At 70.4% G+C, this 22,901-nt stretch carries 24 protein-coding genes; 6 read left to right on the top strand and 18 right to left on the bottom strand.

Features of this window, described 5'->3' with window-relative positions:
• The first annotated feature begins 76 nt into the window (after positions 1-76).
• Positions 77-2,008, top strand: a complete 1,932-nt coding sequence (locus LZ017_RS02700; RefSeq protein ID WP_241298492.1) for a radical SAM protein — start codon at positions 77-79, stop codon at positions 2,006-2,008.
• A gap of 13 nt (positions 2,009-2,021) precedes the next feature.
• On the opposite strand, the gene LZ017_RS02695 is transcribed toward LZ017_RS02700, so the two are convergent.
• From LZ017_RS02695 to LZ017_RS02685, 3 genes are read right to left on the bottom strand one after another with little or no spacing between them, the layout of a single operon-like run.
• The gene (locus tag LZ017_RS02695) at positions 2,022-2,516 is read right to left on the bottom strand and encodes a hypothetical protein (protein ID WP_241298491.1); all 495 of its coding nucleotides are present in this window, start codon (positions 2,514-2,516) and stop codon (positions 2,022-2,024) included.
• Positions 2,513-3,463: an MBL fold metallo-hydrolase gene (locus LZ017_RS02690; protein ID WP_241298490.1), complete on the bottom strand. Its 951-nt coding sequence runs from the start codon at positions 3,461-3,463 to the stop codon at positions 2,513-2,515. The genes LZ017_RS02695 and LZ017_RS02690 overlap by 4 nt, the downstream gene beginning before the upstream one ends.
• Positions 3,460-4,575, bottom strand: coding sequence for a YeeE/YedE family protein (locus tag LZ017_RS02685; RefSeq protein WP_241298489.1), 1,116 nt, complete (start codon positions 4,573-4,575; stop codon positions 3,460-3,462). Before LZ017_RS02685 ends, LZ017_RS02690 begins: the two co-directional genes overlap by 4 nt.
• Before the next feature lie 111 nt (positions 4,576-4,686).
• On the opposite strand from LZ017_RS02685, the gene LZ017_RS02680 reads away from it, so the two are divergent.
• Complete coding sequence (locus LZ017_RS02680) at positions 4,687-5,121, top strand: DsrE family protein (protein ID WP_241298488.1); 435 nt, start codon at positions 4,687-4,689, stop codon at positions 5,119-5,121.
• Positions 5,122-5,607: 486 nt separating this feature from the next.
• Here LZ017_RS02680 and soxB read toward each other — a convergent pair whose 3' ends face one another.
• The 9 genes from soxB to LZ017_RS02635 form a co-directional block, all read right to left on the bottom strand.
• On the bottom strand, positions 5,608-7,341 hold the full coding sequence (gene soxB, locus LZ017_RS02675) for a thiosulfohydrolase SoxB (protein ID WP_241298487.1): 1,734 nt from the start codon (positions 7,339-7,341) through the stop codon (positions 5,608-5,610).
• Positions 7,342-7,428: 87 nt separating this feature from the next.
• A complete protein-coding gene (soxX, locus tag LZ017_RS02670; RefSeq protein ID WP_241298486.1) occupies positions 7,429-8,091 on the bottom strand; it encodes a sulfur oxidation c-type cytochrome SoxX in 663 nt (220 codons plus the stop codon).
• Between the two features lie 11 nt (positions 8,092-8,102).
• Positions 8,103-8,915 (bottom strand): sulfur oxidation c-type cytochrome SoxA, encoded by an 813-nt coding sequence (soxA, locus tag LZ017_RS02665; protein ID WP_241298485.1) that lies wholly within the window; start codon positions 8,913-8,915, stop codon positions 8,103-8,105.
• Between the two features lie 89 nt (positions 8,916-9,004).
• Positions 9,005-9,316, bottom strand: a complete 312-nt coding sequence (gene soxZ, locus LZ017_RS02660; RefSeq protein ID WP_241298484.1) for a thiosulfate oxidation carrier complex protein SoxZ — start codon at positions 9,314-9,316, stop codon at positions 9,005-9,007.
• 62 nt (positions 9,317-9,378) lie between these two features.
• The gene (gene soxY / locus LZ017_RS02655; protein WP_241298483.1) at positions 9,379-9,849 is read right to left on the bottom strand and encodes a thiosulfate oxidation carrier protein SoxY; all 471 of its coding nucleotides are present in this window, start codon (positions 9,847-9,849) and stop codon (positions 9,379-9,381) included.
• Between the two features lie 70 nt (positions 9,850-9,919).
• On the bottom strand, positions 9,920-11,002 hold the full coding sequence (locus tag LZ017_RS02650; protein ID WP_241298482.1) for a c-type cytochrome: 1,083 nt from the start codon (positions 11,000-11,002) through the stop codon (positions 9,920-9,922).
• Positions 10,986-12,365 carry a sulfite dehydrogenase gene (soxC, locus tag LZ017_RS02645; protein ID WP_241298481.1) on the bottom strand — a complete coding sequence of 460 codons (1,380 nt, stop codon included), beginning with the start codon at positions 12,363-12,365 and terminating at the stop codon, positions 10,986-10,988. The genes LZ017_RS02650 and soxC overlap by 17 nt, the downstream gene beginning before the upstream one ends.
• Positions 12,366-12,621: 256 nt before the next feature.
• Entirely contained in the window at positions 12,622-12,993 is a 372-nt protein-coding gene (locus LZ017_RS02640) for a metalloregulator ArsR/SmtB family transcription factor (protein WP_241298480.1), read from the bottom strand.
• An 87-nt stretch (positions 12,994-13,080) separates the two neighbouring features.
• The gene (locus tag LZ017_RS02635; protein ID WP_277604453.1) at positions 13,081-13,395 is read right to left on the bottom strand and encodes a c-type cytochrome; all 315 of its coding nucleotides are present in this window, start codon (positions 13,393-13,395) and stop codon (positions 13,081-13,083) included.
• A 291-nt stretch (positions 13,396-13,686) separates the two neighbouring features.
• On the opposite strand from LZ017_RS02635, the gene LZ017_RS02630 reads away from it, so the two are divergent.
• Positions 13,687-14,133, top strand: coding sequence for a GNAT family N-acetyltransferase (locus tag LZ017_RS02630; RefSeq protein ID WP_241298479.1), 447 nt, complete (start codon positions 13,687-13,689; stop codon positions 14,131-14,133).
• A gap of 77 nt (positions 14,134-14,210) precedes the next feature.
• On the opposite strand, the gene LZ017_RS02625 is transcribed toward LZ017_RS02630, so the two are convergent.
• Positions 14,211-15,119, bottom strand: a complete 909-nt coding sequence (locus tag LZ017_RS02625) for a LysR family transcriptional regulator (RefSeq protein ID WP_241298478.1) — start codon at positions 15,117-15,119, stop codon at positions 14,211-14,213.
• Between the two features lie 118 nt (positions 15,120-15,237).
• On the opposite strand from LZ017_RS02625, the gene LZ017_RS02620 reads away from it, so the two are divergent.
• Positions 15,238-15,801 (top strand): ester cyclase, encoded by a 564-nt coding sequence (locus LZ017_RS02620; RefSeq protein ID WP_241298477.1) that lies wholly within the window; start codon positions 15,238-15,240, stop codon positions 15,799-15,801.
• Positions 15,802-15,834: 33 nt separating this feature from the next.
• Here the strand turns inward: LZ017_RS02620 and LZ017_RS02615 are convergent, their stop codons facing one another.
• From LZ017_RS02615 to LZ017_RS02605, 3 genes are read right to left on the bottom strand one after another with little or no spacing between them, the layout of a single operon-like run.
• Positions 15,835-16,272, bottom strand: coding sequence for a thioesterase family protein (locus LZ017_RS02615; RefSeq protein ID WP_241298476.1), 438 nt, complete (start codon positions 16,270-16,272; stop codon positions 15,835-15,837).
• 1 nt (position 16,273) lies between these two features.
• Complete coding sequence (locus tag LZ017_RS02610; RefSeq protein WP_241298475.1) at positions 16,274-16,933, bottom strand: YceH family protein; 660 nt, start codon at positions 16,931-16,933, stop codon at positions 16,274-16,276.
• 4 nt (positions 16,934-16,937) lie between these two features.
• The gene (locus LZ017_RS02605) at positions 16,938-17,720 is read right to left on the bottom strand and encodes an SDR family oxidoreductase (RefSeq protein WP_241298474.1); all 783 of its coding nucleotides are present in this window, start codon (positions 17,718-17,720) and stop codon (positions 16,938-16,940) included.
• 284 nt (positions 17,721-18,004) lie between these two features.
• On the opposite strand from LZ017_RS02605, the gene LZ017_RS02600 reads away from it, so the two are divergent.
• Complete coding sequence (locus LZ017_RS02600; protein ID WP_241298473.1) at positions 18,005-19,690, top strand: electron transfer flavoprotein-ubiquinone oxidoreductase; 1,686 nt, start codon at positions 18,005-18,007, stop codon at positions 19,688-19,690.
• A 123-nt stretch (positions 19,691-19,813) separates the two neighbouring features.
• On the opposite strand, the gene LZ017_RS02595 is transcribed toward LZ017_RS02600, so the two are convergent.
• Together LZ017_RS02595 and LZ017_RS02590 are read right to left on the bottom strand one after the other, a co-directional pair.
• Positions 19,814-20,416 (bottom strand): GNAT family N-acetyltransferase, encoded by a 603-nt coding sequence (locus LZ017_RS02595; protein WP_241298472.1) that lies wholly within the window; start codon positions 20,414-20,416, stop codon positions 19,814-19,816.
• Between the two features lie 29 nt (positions 20,417-20,445).
• Positions 20,446-21,066 (bottom strand): FMN-binding negative transcriptional regulator, encoded by a 621-nt coding sequence (locus LZ017_RS02590; protein WP_241298471.1) that lies wholly within the window; start codon positions 21,064-21,066, stop codon positions 20,446-20,448.
• A gap of 102 nt (positions 21,067-21,168) precedes the next feature.
• On the opposite strand from LZ017_RS02590, the gene LZ017_RS02585 reads away from it, so the two are divergent.
• Positions 21,169-22,713, top strand: coding sequence for a PLP-dependent aminotransferase family protein (locus LZ017_RS02585; RefSeq protein WP_241298470.1), 1,545 nt, complete (start codon positions 21,169-21,171; stop codon positions 22,711-22,713).
• Positions 22,714-22,901 lie beyond the last annotated feature (188 nt).

Genomic DNA, 22,901 nt, shown 5'->3' with positions numbered 1-22,901 from the left:
GGCCTTGGGCCCGATTCGCGTCCTGATGCAGACCCGGCTCCGGCCGGGTTTGTTTTTTTGCTCCTACAGTTGTCGCATGTCCGCCGCCCTGCCCCGCGTGCTGTCGCTCATCCCGCCGATGACGCAGCTGAACACGCCTTACCCCTCCACCGCCTACCTGACCGGCTTCCTGCGCACGCGCGGCGTGCAGGCCAGCCAGCAGGACCTGGCGCTGGGCCTGGTGCTGCGCCTGTTCTCGCGCGAGGGCCTGGCGCAGATCCACGAGGTGGTGCAGGCGATCGACCCGGCTCGGCGCGGCCCGGCCTCGACGGCCTTCGTCGCCGGCTACGAGCGCTACCGCGCGACCATCGCGCCGGCGATCACCTTCCTGCAGGGCCGTGACCCCACGCTGGCGCACCGCATCAACACGCGCGGCTTCCTGCCCGAGGGCGCCCGCTTCGCGTCGCTGGACAGCTATGTCGCCGAGGACGGCGAGGACCCGCTGGCCTGGGCCTTCGGCGCGCTGGGGCTGCAGGACCGCGCGCGCCACCTGGCCACGCTGTACCTGAACGACCTGGCCGACGTGCTGCGCGAATCGGTGGATCCGCGCTTCGAGTTCGTGCGCTACGCCGAGCAGCTGGCCACCGCGCAGCCCCATTTCGACCCGCTGCACGATGCGCTGCAGGCGCCGCCCAACCTGGTCGACCGCCTGTTGGCCGAACTCACCGAGCAGGCACTGGCCGCGCACGATCCCGGCGTGGTGCTGCTGTCGGTGCCCTTCCCCGGCGCGGTTTACGGCGCGCTGCGCATCGCGCAGACGATACGCCGGCTGCGCCCGCGGCTGCCCATCGTGCTGGGCGGTGGCTTTGTCAACACCGAGCTGCGCGAGCTCGCCGAGCCGCGCCTGTTCGACTACGTGGACTATGTGACGCTGGACGCCGGCGAGCGCCCGCTGCTGGCGCTGCTGGAGCACCTGGCCGGCAGCCGCTCGCGCCAGCGCCTGGTGCGCTGCTTCGTGCGCGAGCGCGATGAGGCGCAGGGCCAGGACCAGGTCCGCTACCTCAACTTCTCGGAACCCGACGTGGCCTTCGAGGACGTCGGCGCGCCGACCTGGGACGGGCTGCCGCTGCGCGACTACCTGTCGCTGCTGGACATGCTCAACCCGATGAATCGGCTGTGGAGCGACGGGCGCTGGAACAAGCTCACGGTGGCCCAGGGCTGCTACTGGAAGAAGTGCAGCTTCTGCGACATCTCGCTGGACTACATCTCGCGCTACGAAGCCGCGTCGGCCAAGACCCTGGTGGACCGCATCGAGGCCATCGTCGCCGAGACCGGGCAGACCGGCTTCCACTTCGTCGACGAGGCCGCGCCGCCCAAGGTGCTGAAGGCGCTGGCGCAGGAGCTGCTGGCGCGCGGCGTCGCGATCAGCTGGTGGGGCAATGTGCGCTTCGAGAAGACCTTCACGCCCGAGCTGTGCCGGCTGCTCGCCGACAGCGGCTGCATCGCGATCTCCGGCGGGCTGGAGGTGGCCTCGGACCGGCTGCTGCAGCTGATGAAGAAAGGCGTCTCGGTGGACCAGGTGGCGCGCGTGACGCGCGCCTTCGCCGACGCCGGCGTGCTCGTCCACGCCTACCTGATGTACGGCTTCCCCACGCAGACCGTGCAGGACACGGTGGACGCGCTGGAGTATGTGCGCCAGCTGTTCGAGAACGGCTGCATCCACAGCGGCTTTTTCCACCGCTTCGCCTGCACCGTGCACTCGCCGGTGGGCCGCGAGCCGGAGGCCTACGGCGTGCGGCTGCTGCCGCTGCCGCCGGGGCGCTTCGCGAAGAACGACGTGGGCTTCGTCGACCCCACCGGCACCGACCACGACGCCATGGGTCGGGCGCTCAAGAAGGCAATCTACAACTTCATGCACGGCATCGCGCTGGAGCAGGACATCCGCCGCTGGTTCGACGTGCGCGTGCCCAAGCCCACGGTGGCGCGCCACCGCATCGCCAAGGCGCTGGCGGCGGCCGAACCGCGCTGAATCGCGGCGCGGCTCAGGCCGCGGGCCAGAGCGCCTGCACGTCCTCGTCGGCCATCTCGCCGGGAATCAGCATCTGCAGCGCCCCGCCCGCGCGGGCCTGCAGCGTCAGCGGCAACACGCGGCGCAGGCCCAGGCGCTGGCGCAGCGCCGCCGCATCCTGCACCTGAGGGAAGGCCCAGCCGCGCTCGCGCTGGTGCGCGAGCCACTGCGCCGGCGTGCCATCCACCGGAAAGCCCAGCACGCGCGGCACCGCCTGCTGCGGCAGCCGCTGCAGCCGCGCCCACAGCGCCGCGACGCGCGGGTTGTGGCGCTCGCAGTAGACGCAGCTCAGCGACCACCAGACCGCGATCAGCGGCCGCGCCAGCAGCGCCGCGCGCTCGAGGGTGCCGCCGTCGGCGAGCGCGAGCTGGGCGGGCCAGTCCGGCAGCTCGCCGCGCTCGGGCGCGGCACGCGCGGCCAGCGGCAGCGCCGCGGCGAGCAGCAGGGCCTCGCGGCGACGCAGCGTCATCGCGACTCCTGCTCCATCAGCAGATAGGTGTTGTAGGCATTCATGCGGTTGGCCACGCCGAACAGCGGCAGCTTCTCGAAGCGGCTCCAGTCGGTGCGCGCATAGGCCTCGTCGAAAGGCTCCATGTTGCGCGCCGCCTCGCCCATGCGCTCGCGCAGGTAGACCAGGTAGTCGCGCGTCAGCTCCAGGTCGGCGCGCGCCTCATGCGACAGCGGGCCATGGCCCGGCACGATGACCTCGGCGTCGAAGCGCAGCAGCTGCTCCAGCGCCTGCACCCAGCGCCGGCTGTCGGCCTGGCCGACGAAGGGCACGCGGCCGCGGAACACCAGGTCGCCGGCGATCAGCAGCTTGTCCTGCGGCAGATAGACCACCAGGTCCTCGGGCGTGTGCGCCGGCCCCACCGGGCGGATCTGCAGCGTCAGCCCGCCCGCCTTCAGGTCCAGCGGGCCGCTGATCCAACGGTCCGCGTCGACCAGCCGGGTGCTGGCGTCGATCCACGGCGCCAGTTCGCTGCGGCTGGCTTCCAGGCGCAGCCTGGCGGTTTCGGAGTTCAGGTACTCGCGCGCGCCGGCATGGGCGATCACGGTGGCGCCGGCGGCCTTCAGCGCCTGCAGCCCGTAGATGTGGTCGGCGTGATAGTGGGTCAGCACCACCCAGCGCACCGGCTGGTCGGTGAGCTTGCGGATCTCGGCGAGCAGCTCCTCGGCCAGCGCCGGCGAGCCCAGCGCGTCCACCACCAGCACGCCCTCGCCGGTGATGACGAAGCTGGCGTTGGAGATGAAATTGCGATTGGCCGGCGAGCCCAGCGCGGACAGCCCCTGCACCATCCAGGCATGGGGCGAGACCTGCTGCGCCTTCAGGCTCTGCGCCTGCGCGCCGGGCGCCGCCCACAGTCCGGTGCTCAGCGCCAGTGCGGTCAGCGCGCTCTTGATCCGATTCATCGTCATCCCTTGGTTGTGGTTTGCGGCAGCGCCTCGTCCAGCGGCTGCGCGGCGGTGGCGGCCACCGGCGCCTCGCGCTGGTCCAGCAGCCGGTCGGTCAGCGCGGCGGCGGCCCACATCGCGCACAGCGTGATCCAGGCCGTCAGATTGAACACGGCGGCGCCGGATAGGCCAGCGCCCACCGCGCAGCCGCCCGCGAGCATGCCACCGAAACCCATCAGCATCGCGCCGACCAGGTAGCGGCGCATCGCCGGCCCGCCGTTGAAGCCTTCGAGCTTCAGCTCGCGGAACAGCGCGGCGGCGAGGAAGGAGCCCAGGAACACGCCCGGCACCAGGCCGAAGTCGAAGCTGGGCTCGCGCTCCGGCGCGAAGAGCACGCGCACCAGCACCTCGGCCGACGGGCCGGTGAAGCTCAGGCTTTGCACCGGCGCGGGCTGGGCGTCGAAGGCTGAAGAGGCCACCCAGGCGGTGAACCACCAGGCGCCGGCCACACTGAGCCCCACCATGGAGGCGCCGCCCCAGCCCCAGGCACCGACGCGCTGGTGCCGCGCCCAGCGGATCGCCGCCAGCAGCCACAGCGCGCCCATCAGCAGCGCCGCGGGCCGTCCCAGTCCGCTGATCGCGAGCAGGTCGCGCGCGGGGCCACCCTCCACCGTCCACCAGCCGGCGATGTGTTCGCGCAGCGGCGCCAGCGCGCCGCTCCAGGCCGCCTGCGCGGTGACCGCGAACACCAGGCCCGACAGCACCGAGCGCAGATTGCCCTGCGCCGCCAGCACCAGCAGGCGGCTGGAGCAGCCGCGCGCCAGGATCATGCCGCAGCCGAACATCGCACCGCCGACCAGCGCACCGGAGAGGCTGCCGCGCGTGGCCAGCTGGCGCGCGGCGCCGACATCCATCCAGCCCAGCGCGATCAGCCCCTGCGTCACCAGCAGGGCGAAGGAGAATGCGAACAGCCACACGGTCAGCTTGCCACCCGGCAGCCCGCGCGAGAATTCGATGGTCGCCGAGCGCAGGCAGAAGCGCGAGCGCTGGGCGAAGAAGCCGAACACCAGCCCGATCAGCAATCCGCCCCAGCCCAGGCTTTGCGCCTGCCCCAACCGTTCAAGCCATGCATCCATCGCTCACGCACCCTGTGTTAACCCGCTCGCCTTCGCGGGCCGGTCAGTGTTGAATCCACATATTCAGATTCACTGATTTTCAACCCCCCATTGAGGAAGAGGAGACGCGTCATGTCAAGATTTTTTCGATTCGTGCTGGCGTTGGCCACCGGTCTGAGCCTGATCGGCGGCGCGGGCGCCGCGCCCGATGAGCCGGTCAAGGTCGTCTACCACCTGAGCGACGGCGTGCAGCAGGCCGCGCGTGCGATGGGCAACATCCGCAACCATCTCGACGCCGACCCCAAGGCGCGCATCGTCGTCGTCGCGCACGGCCCTGGCATCGACTTCCTGCTCGACGGCGCCACCACCCCGACCGGCCAGCCCTTTGCCGGCGCGATCGGCGAACTGGCCGGCCGTGGCGTCCAGTTCAAGGTCTGCAACAACACCCTGGTCGCCCGCAAGATCTCCGCCGACCAAGTCGCGATGGAAGCCCAGGTCGTTCCTTCCGGCGTCGCCGAAGTCGCCCGCCTCCAGGCCCGCGAAGGCTACGTCTACCTCAAACCCTGACCCCAGCCCCCAGAGGCCCCACGCCACCGGCCTGCGCTTCACGGGCCGGCACCGGGCCACCCCCGCGAACATCGCCGCCCCAAAACGGGGGCCGACCAGCGGCCCCGATGGGCCGGGCCGGCGCCGGGCCGCCCCAAGCCGGCCCACTTGGCGATGTGCGAGCGGGGCCTCCCCCGCGAGCATCGCCGCCCCCTCGGGGGGCCGACCAAGGTACCCCTTGGGCGGGGGCCCGCATTCCACGGGCCGGCGCCGGGCCGCCCCAAGCCGGCCCACTTGGCGATGTGCGAGCGGGGAAGCCCCCGCGAGCATCGCCGCCCCCTCGGGGGGCCGACCAAGGTACCCCTTGGGCGGGGGGCAGCATTCCACGGGCCGCCCCAAGCCGGCCCATCTGGCGATGTGCGAGCGGGGAAGCCCCCGCGAGCATCGCCGCCCCCTCGGGGGGCCGACCAAGGTACCCCTTGGGCGGGGGGCCGCATGCCCGGGGGCTTACATCCTCAATCCCGCATTCCCCTCCACCCCAATCAGCCGCGGCGTGTTGATGCGCCGCGTCGTCACCCGCGCATGGCCCTTGAGCCACTGCTCGACCACGTCCCAGACCATGCGCGTGCCCGGTGCCTTGCCGGCGTCCTCGGCCACCGGCGCCCAGCCGGCGACGCGGTAGGTCTTGCCGGCCTCGATGGGCTTGCCGTTCAGGCGCATGTCCTGGATGCGAGCGCCCATCGCCGCGCCCGGCTCGCAGGCGTAGCTGAGACCGCCGACGCGCACCATGTCGCCGCCCTGCTGGTAGTAGGGGTCGGGGTTGAAGAGGTTGTCGCAGACGTCTTCGAGCACGGTCTTGATGGTGGCGCCGCTCATCTCGGTGACCGTGGCATAGGAATAGGTGGTCGCGACCTGGTCCATCAGCAGCTCGCGCGTGATGGCGTCGCCCGGCAGCAGGCTGGTGCCCCAGCGGAAGCCCGGCGAGAACGCGATCTCGGCGCCCTGCACCTCCATCAGCGCGTCGACGATCAGCTGGTCCCAGCTGCCGTTGAAATTGCCGCGGCGGTAGAGCACGCCGTCGGTGACCGCGAGCTTCTCGGACAGCTTGGCTTCATAGGGTTTGCGCACGCGCTCGATCAGCGCCAGCATCTCCGGGTCCGGCGTCAGCATGTTGGAGAACACCGGCAGCAGCTTGTAGCGGAAGTCCGAGACCTTGCCGTTCTTCAACTCGAAGTCCAGCACGCCGAGGAACTTGCCATTGCTGCCGGCATTGGTCACCAGGGTCTTGCCGCCGGCGTTGTCCACCAGCACCGGCTGCGGCACGCCATCGTGCGTGTGCCCGCCCAGGATGGCGTCGATGCCGCGCACGCGGCTGGCCATCTTCAGGTCCACGTCCATGCCGTTGTGCGACAGCACGACCACGACCTGCGCGCCCTTGCCGCGCGCCTCGTCGACCATGCGCTGCATGTTGTCGTCCTGGATGCCGAAGGCCCAGTCGGCGACCATGTGGCGCGGGTTGGCGATGGGGGTGTAAGGGAAGGCCTGACCGATGATGGCGCAGGGCACGCCGTTGATCTCGCGGATCACATAGGGCGCGAAGACGGGGTCGCCGAAGTCGTTGGTCTTGACGTTCTGCGCGACGAAGTCGAGCTTGCCCTTGAAGTCCTTCTCCAGGATCTCCTGCACCCGCTCCATGCCATAGGTGAACTCCCAGTGGCCGGTCATCACGTCCACGCCCAGCAGCTTGCAGGCGTCGACCATGTCCTGGGCCTGGGTCCACAGCGAGGTGGCCGAGCCCTGCCAGGTGTCACCGCCGTCCAGCAGCAGCGCGCCGGGGCGCGAGGCCTTCATGCGCTTGACCAGCGTGGACAGGTGGGCGAAGCCGCCCACCTTGCCGTAGCGGCGCGCGGCGCGCTCGAAGTCCAGGTAGGTGTAGGCATGCGACAGCGCGGTGCCCGGACGCACGCCGGCCGCCTTGAGCAGCTGCTCGCCGACCAGGTGCGGCGTGCGGCCGGACATCGAGCCCAGGCCCAGGTTGACGCTGGGCTCGCGGAAGTAAATGGGCCGCAGCTGCGCGTGGCAGTCGGTCATGTGCAGGAAAGAGACCTGGCCGAAGCGCGGCAGCTCGTACAGGCCGGCCTCGGCGCTGGCGGCGTCGGCCTGCTCATGGCGGCCCAGCGCCATGCCGGCGACCGAGGCGGCCGAGATCACTTGCAGGAATTCCCGCTTGCTGAGATTCATGGTGGGAGGTCCGGGACGAAGAAAGGGAAATGGGGGAGGAGCAAGGCGCGCGGCACGCGGTTCAGACCGCGCGCCGCGCGCCAGGGGTCACTCGTTGACCGGCGAACGCGGGTCCAGCAGCAGCGCCATCACGTGGCGAATCTGGTCCTCGTTGAGCAGGCCCTTGTGGCCGAAGCGCGGCATGTTGGAGCAGGCCGAATAGGCCTTGGAGTTCCACAGCTTGCCCCAGGTGTACTGGACGATGGGCGCCGCGGCCGGATCGGCCGGGTTGCTGACGCCGCGCAGCTTGCCGTAGTTGTAGAGGCTCGGGCCGATGGTGCCGAAGGAGACCTCCTGCTTGCTGATCTGGTGGCAGTTGTAGCAGTTGGCGCCATTGGCCGCGGGCTCGGCGGACTTGTCGGTCCAGGTCATGCCGCGGCCGTTCTGCGCCAGCTTCTCGCCTTCCTTCCAGTCGCCCAGGTAGCGCCCGTCGGCGGGCCAGCGGATCGAGGCCATGGCCTCGCTCTCGATGGACTTGGCCACCGCCTCGGGCGGCGCCTGGTCGCTGGAGCAGGCCTGCTGGCCCAGGTCCTGGTCCAGGCGCTTCATGGTCGCGATGCCCTCGTCGCGGAACGAGGCCTGCAGCATGGCACGCGCCTGGGCGTCCAGCTCGGCACTGCTGGGCAGCGAGGCGCAGCCACCCACGGCCAGCGCCAGCAGCGCGGGATAGGCGGCCAGGCGCAGGGCCTTGGAGATGCGAACGTTCTTCATCGGGAACCCTTTCAGCGCTTGATGGACGGGGCGATGGATTCGGCGCCCTTGGCGTTGACGCCCATGTACACGGCCAGCGCGACGGTCACATCGGAGGCATAGCCGGGATAGGGAAAGCGCTGCTGGCGGAAGCAGTCGTTGAGCCGGCGCTGCATGCCCCACAGCTCGCCACTGGAGACGCGGTAGGCGGGCCAGGCCGCGAAGCCGACGCCGTCGCCCGGGTTCTTGGTCAGGTTGGGCAGGTCCTGCAGGCGGATGCGCTTGCCGTCCTCGCCATGGCAGGACGCGCAGGAGAAGTCCATCGGTCCGCCACGGAAGAAGAAGGCGCGCTTGCCCAGCTGGTACATGCGCTGCTCCTCGGCGTGCTGCTGCGGCAGGTTCATGCGCAGCCCGCGCGACTCGGCCGAGATCCAGGCCACCAGGGCCTCGATGTTGAGCTGCTCGCCCTGGCCGAAGCGCGTCTTGGCGATCGCGGCCTCGTCCAGGCCCTGCAGCCGGCCCATGCAGGTCAGCAGGCGCGACTCCAGGTCCTGCACGCGGCCGGTGTCGGCGAACCAGCGCGGCAGCTCCACGAACGCGCCCTTGACCACGCCCGGGCCCTTGCCCAGGTCGCAGGCCTCCAGCGAGGCGTTCTTGGGGCCGCGCTTCTGTTTCCAGAGGTCCTCGCCCTTGGCTTCGAACAGCTCGGCGGGGTTGCCGTCGGCCAGCAGCGCGCGGTACTCGGCAATGCCGTCGGCAGCGCTCTTCTGCGCCTGCACGGTGCCCACCGCGGCCAGCGCCGCAAGGGCCGCCGCGGCCACCAGGCCCTGGGTGATGTGCTTCATCGCATGTCTCCTGTGGGTCGCCCGTCGGGCTTGGCGCGGGCGCCTCGTTGTGATTCACACGGGGCCCGCGGCCCCGGGGCCGGTTGGCTTCAGCTGACGACGGCTTCGTCGCTGCGCTTGTCGCCGCGGTTGTCGGTCCAGCTGATGCCGACCTTGTCGCCCGCCTTGCCACCCTTGATGGTGAACTGCAGGAAGGGGTTCTTGGCCACGGACGGGCCCCATTCGGCGCTCATCACCACCTTGCCGTTGTGCAGGGCGGTGACCTCGTTGATGTACCACGCGGGAATGGTCTTGCCGGAGGAATCCTTGCGCTGGCCGGTTTCCATCTCGTGGGCCATCAGCACGCGCACGGTGATCTTGTCGCCGGAGGCTTGGGCGCGAATGCGCATCGGGTCTGCCATGTTCTATCTCCTAGTCGTCGGAATGCGTCGGTTGAAATCGGTCGGGTCGGCGCCGCGGCGCGTCAACCGCCGCAACCGCCCAGCGTGACCTTCACTTCCTTCTGGGCGAACAGCACCTTGTTGTCCTCGGTGACGACCACCGCGAAGACCTGGGACGACTGACCCATCTTCACGCGCGTCGAGAACGCGGCGTCGATGCTGGGCGTCACGTTGAAGGCCGCGGCCAGCACGGCCGGGTTCTTCTCGACCATCAGCAGGACCTGCTTGACCCCGGGCAGCGTGCATGCCGCGCCCAGCGGCACGACGGCGCCGTTCTCGGCGATGTCGGGCGCAGTGATGCTGACGTCCTTGCTCTCGGTGGGCATGGACAGGCCCAGGCTCTTCATCACCTCGCCCACGGTCTTGGCGTCGAAGGCGCCCTTGCCGGCCATCGTGCCGGCGGCCTGCGCGTGCTGCGCCAGCGCGCCGCTGGCCAGCAGCAGCGAAGCCAGACGCAGGCCGGTGGACAGGACTTCTCTTCGGTTCGCACTCATCTCGGTCTCCTGGTTGTGCGCTTGATCGGCGGTCCGGAAGTGGATTGCACCACCGGACCCCTGGGAAATGTCAACGGCTGAGCTTGGACAGCCAGTCGGCGATGCTGCGCGCCTCGTCGGCGCTGAGGGTCTGCGGCGGCATGGGGATCTGGCCCCAGACGCCCACGCCACCACTGCGGATCTTCTCCGCCAGATAGCCCGCCGCGTCGGCACGGCCGCCGTGGCGCTGGGCGATTTCCTGGAAGGACGGCCCCACCAGCTTGCTGTTCTGGGCATGGCAGGCGGTGCAGCTGTTCTTCTTCAGCAGCGCCGTGGGCGCGGCCGGGGCCTCGGGCTTGGCCGGCGCGGCGGCGGCCTTCGCCCCCGCGCTGGCGGCCGTCTGCGCGCCGCGCTGCGGGCCCACCAGGCGGTTCTGGTCGGCCAGATTGCCGTGCGCATTGCGGGCGTGGTCGGGCAGGTAGGACGCCACGCGCGGCTCGGCGGCGCAGTTGCTCATGCAGGGCTTGTTGGCGGTGTCCGGTGCCTTCGCGGTGGTCAGTCCCTTGCCGGGCCACATCGTGTGCGCGGTCGTCATGCCGTTGCGGTTGGGCAGGCGCTGCTGCGCCTCGGCGATGTTGCGGTCGGACAGCACATAGTCATCCGGCAGGATGCCGCCCATGTTGAGCAGATAGGCCGTCACCGCATACACCTCCTCGGTGCTCAGCGACTTGGGCGCGGTCCACGGCATCGCGCGGTTGATGTAGTCCCACAGCGTCGAGACGGTGGCCACCTTCATCAGCGTGGTGCGGCCGGGGAAGCCCGGGTCGTTCAGGCGCGCCACGCGGCCGGTCTTGACGTCCTCGGCCGTGGTGCCGCCGACCAGCGGCGAGAACACCTCGCCGCTCTCGCCGAAGATGCCATGGCACTGCGCGCACTTGCCTTCCCAGACCTCCTGGCCCTTGGCCACCGAGCCCGACCCCTTGGGCAGGCCCTTGAAGTCCGGGCGCACGTCGATGTCCCAGGCGGCGATCTCCTTGGGCGTCGCGGCCCGGCCTATGCCGGGAAAGCGCTCCTGCGCCAGGGCCGCGGGCAGCGCGGCCGCCAGCGCCAGCGCGGCGAGCAGCGCACGCAGGGCGCGGGGACGGCCCCGCGTGTTCTCACGAAAGCTGGACATTCTTCACCTCGCCGTCTTCCTGCACCAGCCAGGTCTGGATGGCGTTGTTGTGATAGATGGAGCGCGTGCCGCGCACCTCGCGCAGCTGGCGCATGGCCGGCTGCACGAAGCCGGTCTCGTCCATCGCGCGGCTCTGGATCAGCGCGGGCTTGCCGTCCCAGACCCAGTCGAGGTTGAAGCGCGTCAGGCACTTGGGCAGCGGCGTGCCTTCCAGGCGCGCGCTGCGCCAGTTGCGGCCGCCATCCACCGAGACGTCGACGCGCTGGATGCGCCCACGGCCCGACCAGGCCAGCCCGCTGATGTTGTAGAAGCCCTTGTCCAGCAACACCTGGCCGCCCGACGGCGTGGTGACCACGCTCTTGCATTCCTGGATGCTGGTGTACTGGCGGTGTAGCCCGCCCGGCATCAGGTCCACGTAGTGGATGGCCTCGTCCTTGGTCGCCCAGGGCTGGTCGCCCACCTCGATGCGGCGCAGGTACTTCACCCAGCTCACGCCCTGCACGCCGGGCACCACCAGGCGCAGCGGGTAGCCGTTCTCGGGGCGCAGCATTTCGCCGTTCTGGCCATAGGCCAGCAGCACCTCGCCGCTCTCCACCATCTCCATCGGGATGGTGCGCGTCATCGACGAGCCGTCCGCCCCTTCGGCCAGCACATAGCGGGCCTTCTTGTAGTCCACGCCGGCCATGTCCAGCACCACGCGCAGCGGCACGCCGGTGAACTCGCTGCAGCTGAGCATGCCGTGGGAGTACTGCACCGTGGGCACGGCGACGTTGCCCCATTCCATGCCGGTGTTGGCGCCACATTCGATGAAGTGGAAGCGCGAGACCGAGGGCAGGCGCATCAACTCGTCCATGCCCAGCACCAGCGGCTTCTTCAGCAGGCCGGGGTCGGAGCCATTGACCATCAGGCGGTGCTTGGACGGGTCGATGTCCCACCAGCCCTGGTGGTGGCGCTCGAAATGCAGGCCGCTGGGCGTGACGATGCCGAACAGCGACTGCAGCGGCGCGAAGGACACCGAGGCCTGCGCGGTCTGCGTCAGGCCAGGGCTCTGGCGGCGCTGCACATTGGCTTCGTACTTGGACGGCTTGCCATAGCCGTCGGTCACCACCGCCTGGCCCAGGCCCTTGCTGTGCTCGGGCAGCTCCAGGATGGCCGGGTCGCCATCGCCGCTGACCGGCGCGGCCGCGACACGCGCCGCGCCACCGAGGGCGCCTGCCGCGCCCGCGGCGACGAAGGCCTGGCGCAGAAAGCCTCGCCGCCCATCTTTGGCCTCGGCGAACACGCGGCGCACGCCGTCGGCGTCGAGGAAGTTCTCCGGCGCCTTCAGCAGCCGCCCGGAGGGCTGTCGATCATCTTGGTTCACATTGCATCCTTCGCAGCTCGGGGAGCGCTGAGCCGCAGCCTTCGCACCCGGACAGGGGCGCGCGCCACCTCAAATATCAATAATCGCTAATATTATTGATCAGTGAATTCGAATATTTAAGGACTTTCCCTGGGATGGGGCGCTAGGCGCAACGCGCGAGCGGCTGACGCACGGCGGGATGGCGCGGGCGGGCCGCCGCACCGGGAGCGGCGGCATGCCGGAAGACAGGAAGCCGGCGGACCGCCGGCCGGGGGCCTCAGCGCCCGTTGGGGATCAGGCGCTCCGCCGGGTCGATTTCGGCGTCGCCGTCCAGCTCGATCGCCACCTGCGTGCAGACCGCACGGCACAGGGTGGCGACGCGCTGGCTCTGCAGGCTGTAGTAGATCTGCGTGCCCTCGCGGCGGCGCGACAGCACGCCGCTGCGGTACAACGTGGACAGGTGCTGCGACATGTTGGGCTGCGTCGTTTCGATCTCGGCGAGCAGCTCCGACACGTTCTTTTCGCCATTGCAGACCGCGCTGATGATGCGCAGCCGTATCGGCGTGGACAGCAGAGAGAACAGCTCCGCCACCGATTCGAACACCTTGGTCTGGTTGTCCTGAGGGGTCATGGTTGCAGAGGAGGTCATGAGGGCGACATTCTATGCCCTGCCCTCCCGCCCAAGCCCCCCGTGGGCACACCGGCGCCGTGGTCGGCCAGGCCTGGCGCAACCGGCTTATTTGGCGCCGGCCAGGATCCAGCCGGCCAGGGCCTGCAGGTCGTCGTCGGACAGATTGGGCTGCGCCGGCATGGGCACCGGGCCCCATTTGCCCGCCCCGCCCTGCTTGATGCTGGCGGCCAGCTTGGCCTTCGCGTCCGCCTGGCCGGCGTACTTCTTGGCCACCTCCTGGTAGGCCGGCCCGACCAGCTTCTTGTCCACCGCGTGGCAGGCCATGCAGGCATTCTTCTGCGCCAGCGCCAGATTGGCGTGGGCCGGCATGGCGGCGCCGATCAGCAGCGCGGCGGGAGCGATCAGGGACAGCAGACGCATGGGGTCTCCTTGGGAATTCATAAATAAGAATTCAATGATATTTGACCTGAGACAAGACGGACTGGGCAAAAGCCCTGATGTTGTGCGCCTGGCGTGCGCAGAGGTCTCCCCGCTCTCAGAACAGTGAACAGGGCCAGGCGATGGCGGCCCCCATGGCAAGCTCGACTGCAGCCCGGGGCGACATCTGCGCCGCTGGCGTGTTCGAGCTGCCACGCCGCCGCATGCCGTGGATCGATCGCCCGCGCCATCGGGCAGCGCCGCCAGGGAACGGGATCAAGGGAGAATCCACGCATGGAACGTTCCTGGACCCTACGCCGCGTCATCCCCTCCGACGCAGACATGGTCGCCGCGCACGGCTGCTTTCGCCCGGAAGACGCCGAGCGTCGGCCGGCCTACGCCCAGTGGGTCAAACCCAAGATCGGCACCGGCACCTATCTGGGCTGGTTCGCGGTCGAGGATGGCGTCGTGGTCGGCGGGGCCGGCGTCGTCCTGCTCGACTGGGGCCCGACACGCGGCAACCCCGGCGGCCAGATGGCCCGCATCACCAATGTCTTCAGCGCGGAGAGCCACCGCCGGCAGGGCATCTCGAAGGCGCTCGTCTCCACCCTCCTCGATCACCTGGACGCGCAGGGCATCGGCGAGGTCCGGCTCGGGGCGACGGAGCCCGCCCGCGAGATGTACCGTTCCCTGGGGTTCACGGAATACGCGGCCGAGATGCGCCGCGTTCGGCAGCCGTGACGGGCGCCCTCCGCGGCACCGCGCGGCCGGGCTTTGGGCATCCAGCCCACCCGGCTTGACGCCCGCGCCGATCCCCATCAGAGAGCCGTCGCGAACTCCGCCACCAACTGCTCGATGAAGAACCGCGTGCGCGCCGGCAGAAAGCGGCGCGACGGGAAGACCAGTTGCACCGGCGCCCGCTCGCCGGTCCACGCCGGCAGCAACTCGACCAGGCGGCCGTCGGCCAGCTCCTCGCGCACGTCCAGGATGGAACGCCGCGCCACGCCCAGGCCGGCCAGGCACCAGTCGTGGGCCTGGTCGCCGTTGTCGCAGACGAGGCGACCGCCGACGCGCACCACGGTGGGCGCCACGCGCGGGCCGGCGTCACGGGGCCAGAAGCGCCAGTCGGCCAGGGTCGCGCGGTTGCGGCTGGTGATGAGGCAGGCATGGCCGGCCAGGTCCTCGGGCCGCTGTGGCCGGCCATGGCGGCTCAGGTAGGCCGGCGCCGCGCAGACGATGCGCCGGTTCTCGGCCAGCGGCCGGGCGGCCAGGCGCGAATCCGGCGGGCCGCCGATGCGGATCGCGCAGTCGTAGCCGTCCTCCAGCAGATCGACCAGCGCGTCGCTGAGTGAGAGCTGCACCGTCACCGCCGGATGAGCCGCCGCGAAGCGCGCCAATGCCGGGCCGATCCAGCGCCGGCCCAACGCCACCGGCGAACTGATGCGCAGCACTCCCTGGGCCTGCTGGCGGCCGTGGCCGACCGCCGCTTCGGCCTCGTCCACCTGGGCCAGGATCGCCTGGCAATGTTCGAAGTAGATCGCCCCCTCCTCGGTCAACGCCAGGCGGCGCGAGCTGCGCTGCAGCAGCCGCGTGCCCAGGTCGGCCTCCAGCCGCGCCAGGCGCTTGCTGCCCACCGCCGGCGAAAAGCCGAGCAGCCGCCCTGCCGCCGAGAGGCTGCCGGCCCGCACCGTCTGCACAAAGAGCTTCATGTCGGCCAACTCGGCCATGGCGATCACCTCGGGTATCTATTTCGTTTTGGAACAGGTGCTTCAGCACCGCGAGGCATTTTGTTCCGCAATGGAAAGAGGGACAGTAGCGCCTCCACCGTCAACCTTGCGATTCACCATGCCTCACCTCCCCCGCCTGGCGTCCACGCCGCTGCTGCTGGCCCTCCTCGCGACCCTGGCCCTGCCGGCCCGGGCGGCCGATCCCGCGGAGACCCTGCCCGAGCCCGCGTCCACCGTGGTCGACCGTTCGTTGAGCGCCGAACGGCTGGCCGCGCAGAGCCTGGCTGCGCGCCGCTACTACGGGTTCTGGAACAGCGGCGACCCGGCGCTCGCGCGGGCGGCGCTGGCGCCGGACTTCATGGACCGCAACCTGCCCGCGGGGCGGCCGCAGGGGCCCGAGGGGCCGCTCTTCGCGTCGCGGCAGTTCCGCGCCGCCGTGCCCGACCTGCGTGCCGAGGTCGAAGAGATGCTGGTGGTGGGCGACCGCGTGGTCGGCCGGCTGCGCTTTCGCGGCCATTTCACCGGCCGCTTTGGCGCACACCAGGGCGACGGCCGCGCGATCGACTTCATCGCCACCGACATCTACCGCATCGATGCCAGCGGGCGCATCGCCGAGAACTGGCATCTGGAGGACAACCTGACGCTGCTGCAGCAGCTGGGCGTCGTCGCCAGCGGGTCCTGAGCCCGCGGCGTCGGATGGCGCGGCGGGCTCCGCTCAGCGTCCCGCGCCGTCCGGCGCCAGCACCGGGCGCAGCCAGTCCGGCAGCGGGCAGGACTTCTGCGTCGCCGCGTCCTGCCAGACGGTGGTGGCACCGCCCGCGGCGTAGATCACGCCGGGCTGATCGCTGCGTTCCAGCACGATCCAGGTGTCGAAGCTGCTGCGCCCGGGGTTGGACACATAGTGCCGGGCCAGCACCTCGCCGGGGTAGCTGAGCGGGCGGTAAAAATTGCAGAAGGCGTTGACGATCACCGGGCCCTGGCCCTCCGGCGCGGGTGCGCCACCCAGGCTGTCCAGCCAGTCCACACGGGCGATTTCCATGTAGCGGAAGTAGACCGCGTTGTTGACATGGCCCATGGCGTCCATGTCGCCCCAGCGTATCGGGATGCGGCACTCATGGACCAGCCGCTTGTCCTCGGGGATGTCTATGCGCATCTCAACCGCCTTGGGGCCCCGGTTCGATCTCCACGCCCAGCTGCTGCGCCATGCGGTGCACCAGTTCCTTCAGCGTCGCCACCTCCTCGCGAAGCGCGGCCAGTTCCGCGTCGCGCGCAGGAGCCGGGGCATCCGACGACGCGCGGACCTCGGCGGCCGGCAGCGCGGGCTCGCCGGCCAGCAGATGGGCCCAGCGCGATTCGCGCGCGCCGGGCGCGCGGGCGAGCTTGCGCGCCAGCGGCGGCTCGCGCTCGGCCAGTTCTTCCAGAAAGCCTTCGACCGACGAAACGTCGGCGAAGCGGTGCAGCCGCTCGCTGTTGAGGCGCAGCTCGGCCGCCGTTTGCGGCCCGCGCAGCATCATCACCGCCAGCAAGGCCTCGGACTGGCCCGGCACGCCCAGCACGCGGCGCATGTTGTGCGCGAAGCGGGTCACGCGGCTGCCACTGACCTCATGGACCAGGCTCATGGACTTCAGCTCGTCCAGCGCCGCCGCCACCTCCGACTCGGCCAGGTTCATCACCGGGTCGCGCGCGGTCTTCTGGTTGCAGCCCAGGGTCAGGCTGTTCAAGGACATCGGATAGCTGTCCGGCACGGTGGATTCCTTTTCCACCAGCACGGCCAGCACGCGCGCTTCCGCCGCGCTCAGGGTACGCACACTCATGCCGTCAAACTCCGAAACCGTCGTCCGCCTGGATCACCGCGCCGTTGATGAAATGGCTCTCGTTGGCGCACAGCATCAGCAGCGCCGTGTCCAGGTCCTGAGGCTGACCCACGCGCTTGCGCGGCAGCAGGTCCACGAGCTTGCGGCCCTGCTCGGTGGTCCAGTGGTGGTGGTTGATCTCGGTGTCGATGTAGCCGGGGCAGATCGCGTTGACGTTGATGCCGTACTTGCCCCACTCCAGCGCCATCGAGCGCGTCATGTGGATCACGGCGGCCTTGCTCATGCAGTAGACGCCGATCTGGCCCAGCACGCGCAGGCCGGCCATGGACGCGATGTTGACGATGCGCCCACCGGTGAAGGTGCCCGGCGCCGCGCCGCGGGCGCGCGCCAGCATGCGCTTGCCCACCTCCTGCGCGACGAAGAAGGCCCCGCGCGCATTGGTGTTCATCACGAAGTCGTAGTCCTCGGGCGTCACGTCGGTCAGCTTCTGCGTGGTGCTGACGCCGGAGTTGTTGATCAGGATGTCCAGCGTGCCCATCTCGGTTTCGGCGTGGGCGACCGCGGCCTTGATGCTGTCGTGGTCGGTCACGTCCAGCTGCACCACGTGGGCATCGCCGCCGCCGGCCTCGATCTCGGCGCGCAGGGTCTTGAGCCGATCCACGCGGCGGCCCGCCAGTACCACCGCGGCGCCGGCCGCGGACAGGGTGCGCGCGAACTGCGCGCCCAGGCCGCTGGACGCACCGGTCACCAGGGCGACACGGCCCGACAGGTCAATGCTGTAGCTCATGGGGAGATTCCTGGTTGAAGGAAAAGACGGCCCGCCAGCCATCCGCGGGCGCGGGCCAGGGGACCAAGCGCAAAACGATAGCACGCGCCCCGGGGCGCCAGAGCCCGCGGCGAGCCGCGCGGGCCACGGTGCCGGGTCTTGCCTCGTCCTAGTGCTGGCGCTCTAGCAACAAAATAGAACGACCGTTCTATTTTCGGGACGCAAGGCTAGAATGCGCCCCAGCCACAAGGGGAGGCATGCGCCCTGCCCCGCCTATCAGCTAGAGACAACCACGAAGGACTTCCATGAGCTCTGAGGAACTGCTTGCCCAATTCGGACCGCGCGAGAGCATGGAGTACGACGTGGTCGTGGTCGGTGCCGGCCCCGCCGGTCTGTCCACCGCGATCCGCGTGAAGCAGCTGGCGGCCGAGAAGGGCCAGGACATCTCCGTCGTCGTGCTGGAGAAAGGCTCGGAACCCGGCGCCCACATCCTCTCCGGCGCGGTGATGGACCCGCGTGCGATCACCGAGCTGTTCCCGAACTGGAAGGAGCTGGGCGCGCCGCTGAACCAGCCCGTCACCGGCGACGAGGTGCTGTTCCTCGGCCCGAGCGATGCCAAGCGCACGCCGCAATGGCTGATCCCGGCCTGCTTCCACAACCATGGCAACTACGTGATCTCGCTGGGCGCCGTGACCAAGTGGCTGGGCGAGCAGGCCGAGGCGCTGGGCGTGGAAATCTTCCCCGGCTTCGCCGCCGCCGAGGTGCTGTACGACGAACAGGGGCGCGTGCGCGGCGTGGCCACCGGCAACATGGGCGTGGGCAAGGACGGCCAGCCGCACGAGGGCTTCCAGCTGGGCATGGAGCTGCTGGGCAAGTACACCATCTTCGCCGAGGGCTCGCGCGGCCACCTGGGCAAGCAGCTGATCGCCAAGTTCCAGCTCGACGCCGGCCGCGACCCGCAGAGCTACGCGATCGGCGTCAAGGAGCTGTGGGAAGTGCCGGCCGACAAGGCCCAGCCCGGCCTGGTGGTGCACACCGCCGGCTGGCCCATGGACGCCGACACCTATGGCGGCGGCTTCCTCTACCACCTGGAAGGCAACAAGGTCACGCTGGGCTATGTGGTCGGGCTGGACTACAAGAACCCCTGGCTGTCGCCCTTCGAGGAAATGCAGCGCTGGAAGACCCACCCCAGCATCCGCAAGCACATCGAAGGCGGCAAGCGCCTGGGCTATGGCGCGCGCGCGATCACCGCGGGCGGCCTGCTGTCGCTGCCCAAGCCGGTCTTCCCGGGCGGCGCGCTGATCGGCTGCGACGCCGGCTTCCTGAACGCCGCGCGCATCAAGGGCAGCCATGCCGCGATCAAGACCGGCATGATGTGCGCCGAGGCCCTGGTCGACGCGCTCGCCGCGGGCCGCGAGAAGGACGAGCTGAACGCCTACACGGCAGCCTTCGAGAAGAGCTGGCTGCACGACGAGCTGCACCAGTCGCGCAACTTCAAGACCTGGTTCAAGAAGGGCAACACCATTGGCACGCTGATGACCGGCATCGAGCAGTGGCTGCTGCCCAAGCTCGGCATCAAGAGCCCGCCCTGGACCCTGCACCGCCCGCTGCCCGACCATGTGCAGCTGAGGCCGGCCGCCGAGATGCCGCGCATCGAGTACCCGAAGCCGGACGGCAAGCTGACCTTCGACCGCCTCTCGTCGGTGTTCATCTCCAACACCAACCACGAAGAGAACCAGCCGGCCCACCTGACGCTGAAGAACGCGGACGTGCCGGTGCAGGTCAACCTGGCCCAGTTCGCCGGTCCCGAGAGCCGCTACTGCCCGGCCGGCGTCTACGAGTTCGTCAAGAACGAGGATGGCAGCGACCGGCTGCAGATCAACGCGCAGAACTGCGTGCACTGCAAGACCTGCGACATCAAGGACCCGACCCAGAACATCGTCTGGATCACCCCGGAAGGCGGCGGCGGCCCCAACTACGCCGGCATGTAAGCCCGCGGCGCGCTGCTTTGGCCGCCCGGGGCCGCGCGCCGGGCGGCCCCAAGCCGGCCCGTCTGGCGATGTGCGAGCGGGGCCTCCCCCTTCGAACATCGCCGCCCCCGCTGGCCGAGGGGCTCACTGTTTCAACAGGCCCTGCAGCCTCTGCTTCACCGCCGGCCATTCGTGGTCGAGGATGGCGAAGTAGACCGTGTCGCGCGCGCGGCCGCTGTGGGTGATCACATGGCGGCGGAAGATGCCTTCCTGCGTCGCGCCCAGGCGGGCGATGGCGCGGCGCGAGGTCTCGTTGAGCACGTCGGTCTTCAGCTCGACGCGGTAGGCGCCCAGGGTCTCGAAGGCGTGGGTCAGCAGCAGGGTCTTGGCCTCGGTGTTCACGCCGCTGCGCTGGAAGGGCAGGCCCACGAAGGTCCAGCCGATTTCCAGCCGCCGGTCCGCCGCCGAGATGTTGCCGAAGCGCGTGCAGCCGGCCAGCTGGCCCGAGGCCAGGTCGCGGATCGCGAAGGGCAGCGACTGCCCGCGCTCCTGCTCGGCCAGCGCCTGGACCACGTAGGCCCGCATGTCCTCGGGCGTCAGGGCCTGCGTGGGGATCCACTGCCACAGCGCCGGCTCCAGGCCGTGCTCGCACAGGCCCTCGACATGGTCCAGGCTCAGCGGTTCCAGCTGCACCACGCGGCCGCGCAGCGTGACGGGATGGATGTCCAGGGGGGCAGGTCTTGCCATCGTGATCTCCAGATCGGAAGTGGAAAGAATCAGGGCGCCAGCTCGCGCATCCAGCGCGCCAGGCCGGCGGCCGTGCCGGCCTCGAAATGGGCCGCCACGCGCGCGCGCTCGGCGGCGGAACGGTTCTGGCTGAGCTTGGCCTTGGCCGCCACGGCCAGGACCTGCACGCGCAGCCCGACGATGGCGTCCAGCATGCGCTGCTGATAGGCCTCGGGCAGGCCGCGCCAGTGCGCGGCGTAGCCCGGGTCCTGCTGCGCGATCAGCCGCTTCAGCAGCGTGTCCTTGGCCTCGCGCTCGTCGACCAGCGCCAGGCGGCCCTGCACCTCCAGCGCCAGGTAGTTCCAGGTCGGCACGTTGAGCGCGCCGTCGTACAGCGACGGCGAGACATAGGCGTCGGGCCCGCTGAACATCAGGCGCACCGGCTGGCCGTCGCGCAGCGCCGCCAGATGGGGATTGGCCCGCGCCAGATGGCCCTCCAGCGCGCCGCCGTCACCGTCCTCGGCGCTCCAGACCATGGGCAGATGCAGCGCAATGGGCGGCTGCTCCGGGGCACGGGCATCGGTGGCCACCAGCAGGGCCAGCGGATGCTCGCGCACCAGCCGGCGCCGCAGCACGGGATCGTCGAGCATGAAATGGCGGGGCGTGTACATGGGCGGGTCCTGGCTCGGAGCCTGGGCAAAGGGACGAGCGCACAGCTTAGGCGGCCGATTGGTACGATCCAAGCTCCAATTCATCACAAATCCAAAGGACCAATGCGCGCCCCGGCCCTGCCCTTCGACGCCTCCGGCCTCGCGCTGGAAGACCCCGGACCGCGGGCCGCGACGCTGGTGGCGCGGCTGCGCCTGCGCGTGCTGGACGGCCGCCTGCCGGCCGGCACGCGTCTGCCCACCACGCGCGCGCTGGCGCAGGCGCTGGGCCTGTCGCGCAACACGGTGGTGCGCGCCTACGAACAACTGCTGGACGAAGGGCTGATCGCCAGCCGCGTCGGCGACGGCAGCTATGTGGCGGCGCGGCTGCCGTCGACCGCGGAGCCGGCCGGAGCGCGCGGCGCGCCGGCCAGCGCCGCGCCCCCGCCCGACACCCAGGTCTGGCGCCAGCTGCAAGCCTTCACGCCCGGCCGCACGCCGGACGGGCCGCAGCGGGCCTTCCGCTGGGGCAGCCCGGCGCTGGACCTGTTTCCGGCCGAGGTCTGGTCGCGCCTGCAGGCGCGCGCCTGGCGCCGCCACGAACCGCAGTCCCTGGGCTATGGCGACCCGGCCGGGCTGCCGCGGCTGCGTGCGCTGCTGGCCGACTATCTGCGCAGCGCGCGCGGCCTGCACTGCAGCGCCGACGAGCTGCTGATCACCGCCGGCGCCCAGCAGGCCATCGCGCTGGCCGCGCTGGCACTGCTGCGCCCCGGCGACGAAGCGGCGATGGAAGCACCCGGCTACCGCGCCGCGACGGCCGCGCTGACCCTGGCCGCCACGCGGGTGCACCGCGTGCCGCTGGACGCGCAGGGCCTGCGCCCCGCCGCGCTCGCCGCGCTGGGGCCACGCTGCCGGCTGCTCTATCTGACGCCCTCGCACCAGTTCCCCACCGGCGTGAGCATGCCGCTGCAGCGCCGGCTGGACCTGCTGGACTGGGCGCGCGCGCGGCAGGCCTGGATCCTGGAAGACGACTACGACAGCGAATACCGCTACACCGGCCTGCCACTGGCGCCCATGGCCAGCCTGGACGCCCAGCGGCGCACGCTCTACGTCGGTTCGCTGTCCAAGCTGCTCTTCCCCGGGCTGCGCCTGGGCTATCTGGTCGCGCCCGCCGCCTGGATGCCCACGCTGGCCCGGCTGCGCGCGGTGCTGGACCGCCACAGCGCCTGCATGGACCAGCAGGTGTTGGCCGACTTCATCGAGCAGGGCCACTTCCTGCGCCATCTGCGGCGCATGCGCCGCGCCGCCAACGAGCGACGCAGCACGCTGCTGGAGGCCTGGGCGCAAGACCTGACCCCGCTGGGCCTGGCGCTGCCGCCGCCGGACGGCGGCCTGCACGCCTTCCTGCCGCTGCCCGACGCGCGCACCGAGCGAGCGTTGGCCGACGCGGCGGCGGCGGCCGGTGTGGAGGTGGGCCCGATGCGCCAGGTCGGTGGACAGCCCGACCCGTTGGGCGGCGCCGGCCTGGTGCTGGGCTTTGCCGCGGTGCCGCCGCCCCAGATCCGCGACGCGGTGCGCCGCCTGGCACAAGCCTGGCGCCCTTGTTGCGCGGCTGATCTCCCGTGCGTCCTGCGCCCCGCGCGATCGGCGTGGCGCCGCGCAGAGAACTAAGTCACTGCCTGGCGACGGCGCGCAACAGTGCGCCTGTCAGAGCGGATTTCGCAAATATTTGTTCGCTAAGATGTTCCGCTTACATCTGACACCCCTGGCTTACCGATCTGCCATGCGAGCTGCGACGCCCTGCCCGACCCCCGTGGATATTGCGCGACCTGCCCGGCTCAAGGAGCAGCAGCGCGGGA

This window comes from Pelomonas sp. CA6 (assembly GCF_022549225.1).
Taxonomy (GTDB): Bacteria; Pseudomonadota; Gammaproteobacteria; order Burkholderiales; family Burkholderiaceae_C; genus Roseateles.
This window is presented reverse-complemented; position numbering and strand designations above follow the sequence as displayed.

Excerpts from the sequence above, each read along its gene's own strand:
- LZ017_RS02700 (WP_241298492.1), top strand. The coding sequence starts at position 77 with ATGTCCGCCGCCCTGCCCCGCGTGCTGTCGCTCATCCCGCCGATGACG.
- LZ017_RS02695 (WP_241298491.1), bottom strand. The coding sequence starts at position 2,516 with ATGACGCTGCGTCGCCGCGAGGCCCTGCTGCTCGCCGCGGCGCTGCCG.
- LZ017_RS02690 (WP_241298490.1), bottom strand. The coding sequence starts at position 3,463 with ATGACGATGAATCGGATCAAGAGCGCGCTGACCGCACTGGCGCTGAGC.
- LZ017_RS02685 (WP_241298489.1), bottom strand. The coding sequence starts at position 4,575 with ATGGATGCATGGCTTGAACGGTTGGGGCAGGCGCAAAGCCTGGGCTGG.
- LZ017_RS02680 (WP_241298488.1), top strand. The coding sequence starts at position 4,687 with ATGTCAAGATTTTTTCGATTCGTGCTGGCGTTGGCCACCGGTCTGAGC.
- soxB (WP_241298487.1), bottom strand. The coding sequence starts at position 7,341 with ATGAATCTCAGCAAGCGGGAATTCCTGCAAGTGATCTCGGCCGCCTCG.
- soxX (WP_241298486.1), bottom strand. The coding sequence starts at position 8,091 with ATGAAGAACGTTCGCATCTCCAAGGCCCTGCGCCTGGCCGCCTATCCC.
- soxA (WP_241298485.1), bottom strand. The coding sequence starts at position 8,915 with ATGAAGCACATCACCCAGGGCCTGGTGGCCGCGGCGGCCCTTGCGGCG.
- soxZ (WP_241298484.1), bottom strand. The coding sequence starts at position 9,316 with ATGGCAGACCCGATGCGCATTCGCGCCCAAGCCTCCGGCGACAAGATC.
- soxY (WP_241298483.1), bottom strand. The coding sequence starts at position 9,849 with ATGAGTGCGAACCGAAGAGAAGTCCTGTCCACCGGCCTGCGTCTGGCT.
- LZ017_RS02650 (WP_241298482.1), bottom strand. The coding sequence starts at position 11,002 with ATGTCCAGCTTTCGTGAGAACACGCGGGGCCGTCCCCGCGCCCTGCGT.
- LZ017_RS02640 (WP_241298480.1), bottom strand. The coding sequence starts at position 12,993 with ATGACCTCCTCTGCAACCATGACCCCTCAGGACAACCAGACCAAGGTG.
- LZ017_RS02635 (WP_277604453.1), bottom strand. The coding sequence starts at position 13,395 with ATGCGTCTGCTGTCCCTGATCGCTCCCGCCGCGCTGCTGATCGGCGCC.
- LZ017_RS02630 (WP_241298479.1), top strand. The coding sequence starts at position 13,687 with ATGGAACGTTCCTGGACCCTACGCCGCGTCATCCCCTCCGACGCAGAC.
- LZ017_RS02625 (WP_241298478.1), bottom strand. The coding sequence starts at position 15,119 with ATGGCCGAGTTGGCCGACATGAAGCTCTTTGTGCAGACGGTGCGGGCC.
- LZ017_RS02620 (WP_241298477.1), top strand. The coding sequence starts at position 15,238 with ATGCCTCACCTCCCCCGCCTGGCGTCCACGCCGCTGCTGCTGGCCCTC.
- LZ017_RS02615 (WP_241298476.1), bottom strand. The coding sequence starts at position 16,272 with ATGCGCATAGACATCCCCGAGGACAAGCGGCTGGTCCATGAGTGCCGC.
- LZ017_RS02610 (WP_241298475.1), bottom strand. The coding sequence starts at position 16,933 with ATGAGTGTGCGTACCCTGAGCGCGGCGGAAGCGCGCGTGCTGGCCGTG.
- LZ017_RS02605 (WP_241298474.1), bottom strand. The coding sequence starts at position 17,720 with ATGAGCTACAGCATTGACCTGTCGGGCCGTGTCGCCCTGGTGACCGGT.
- LZ017_RS02600 (WP_241298473.1), top strand. The coding sequence starts at position 18,005 with ATGAGCTCTGAGGAACTGCTTGCCCAATTCGGACCGCGCGAGAGCATG.
- LZ017_RS02595 (WP_241298472.1), bottom strand. The coding sequence starts at position 20,416 with ATGGCAAGACCTGCCCCCCTGGACATCCATCCCGTCACGCTGCGCGGC.
- LZ017_RS02590 (WP_241298471.1), bottom strand. The coding sequence starts at position 21,066 with ATGTACACGCCCCGCCATTTCATGCTCGACGATCCCGTGCTGCGGCGC.
- LZ017_RS02585 (WP_241298470.1), top strand. The coding sequence starts at position 21,169 with ATGCGCGCCCCGGCCCTGCCCTTCGACGCCTCCGGCCTCGCGCTGGAA.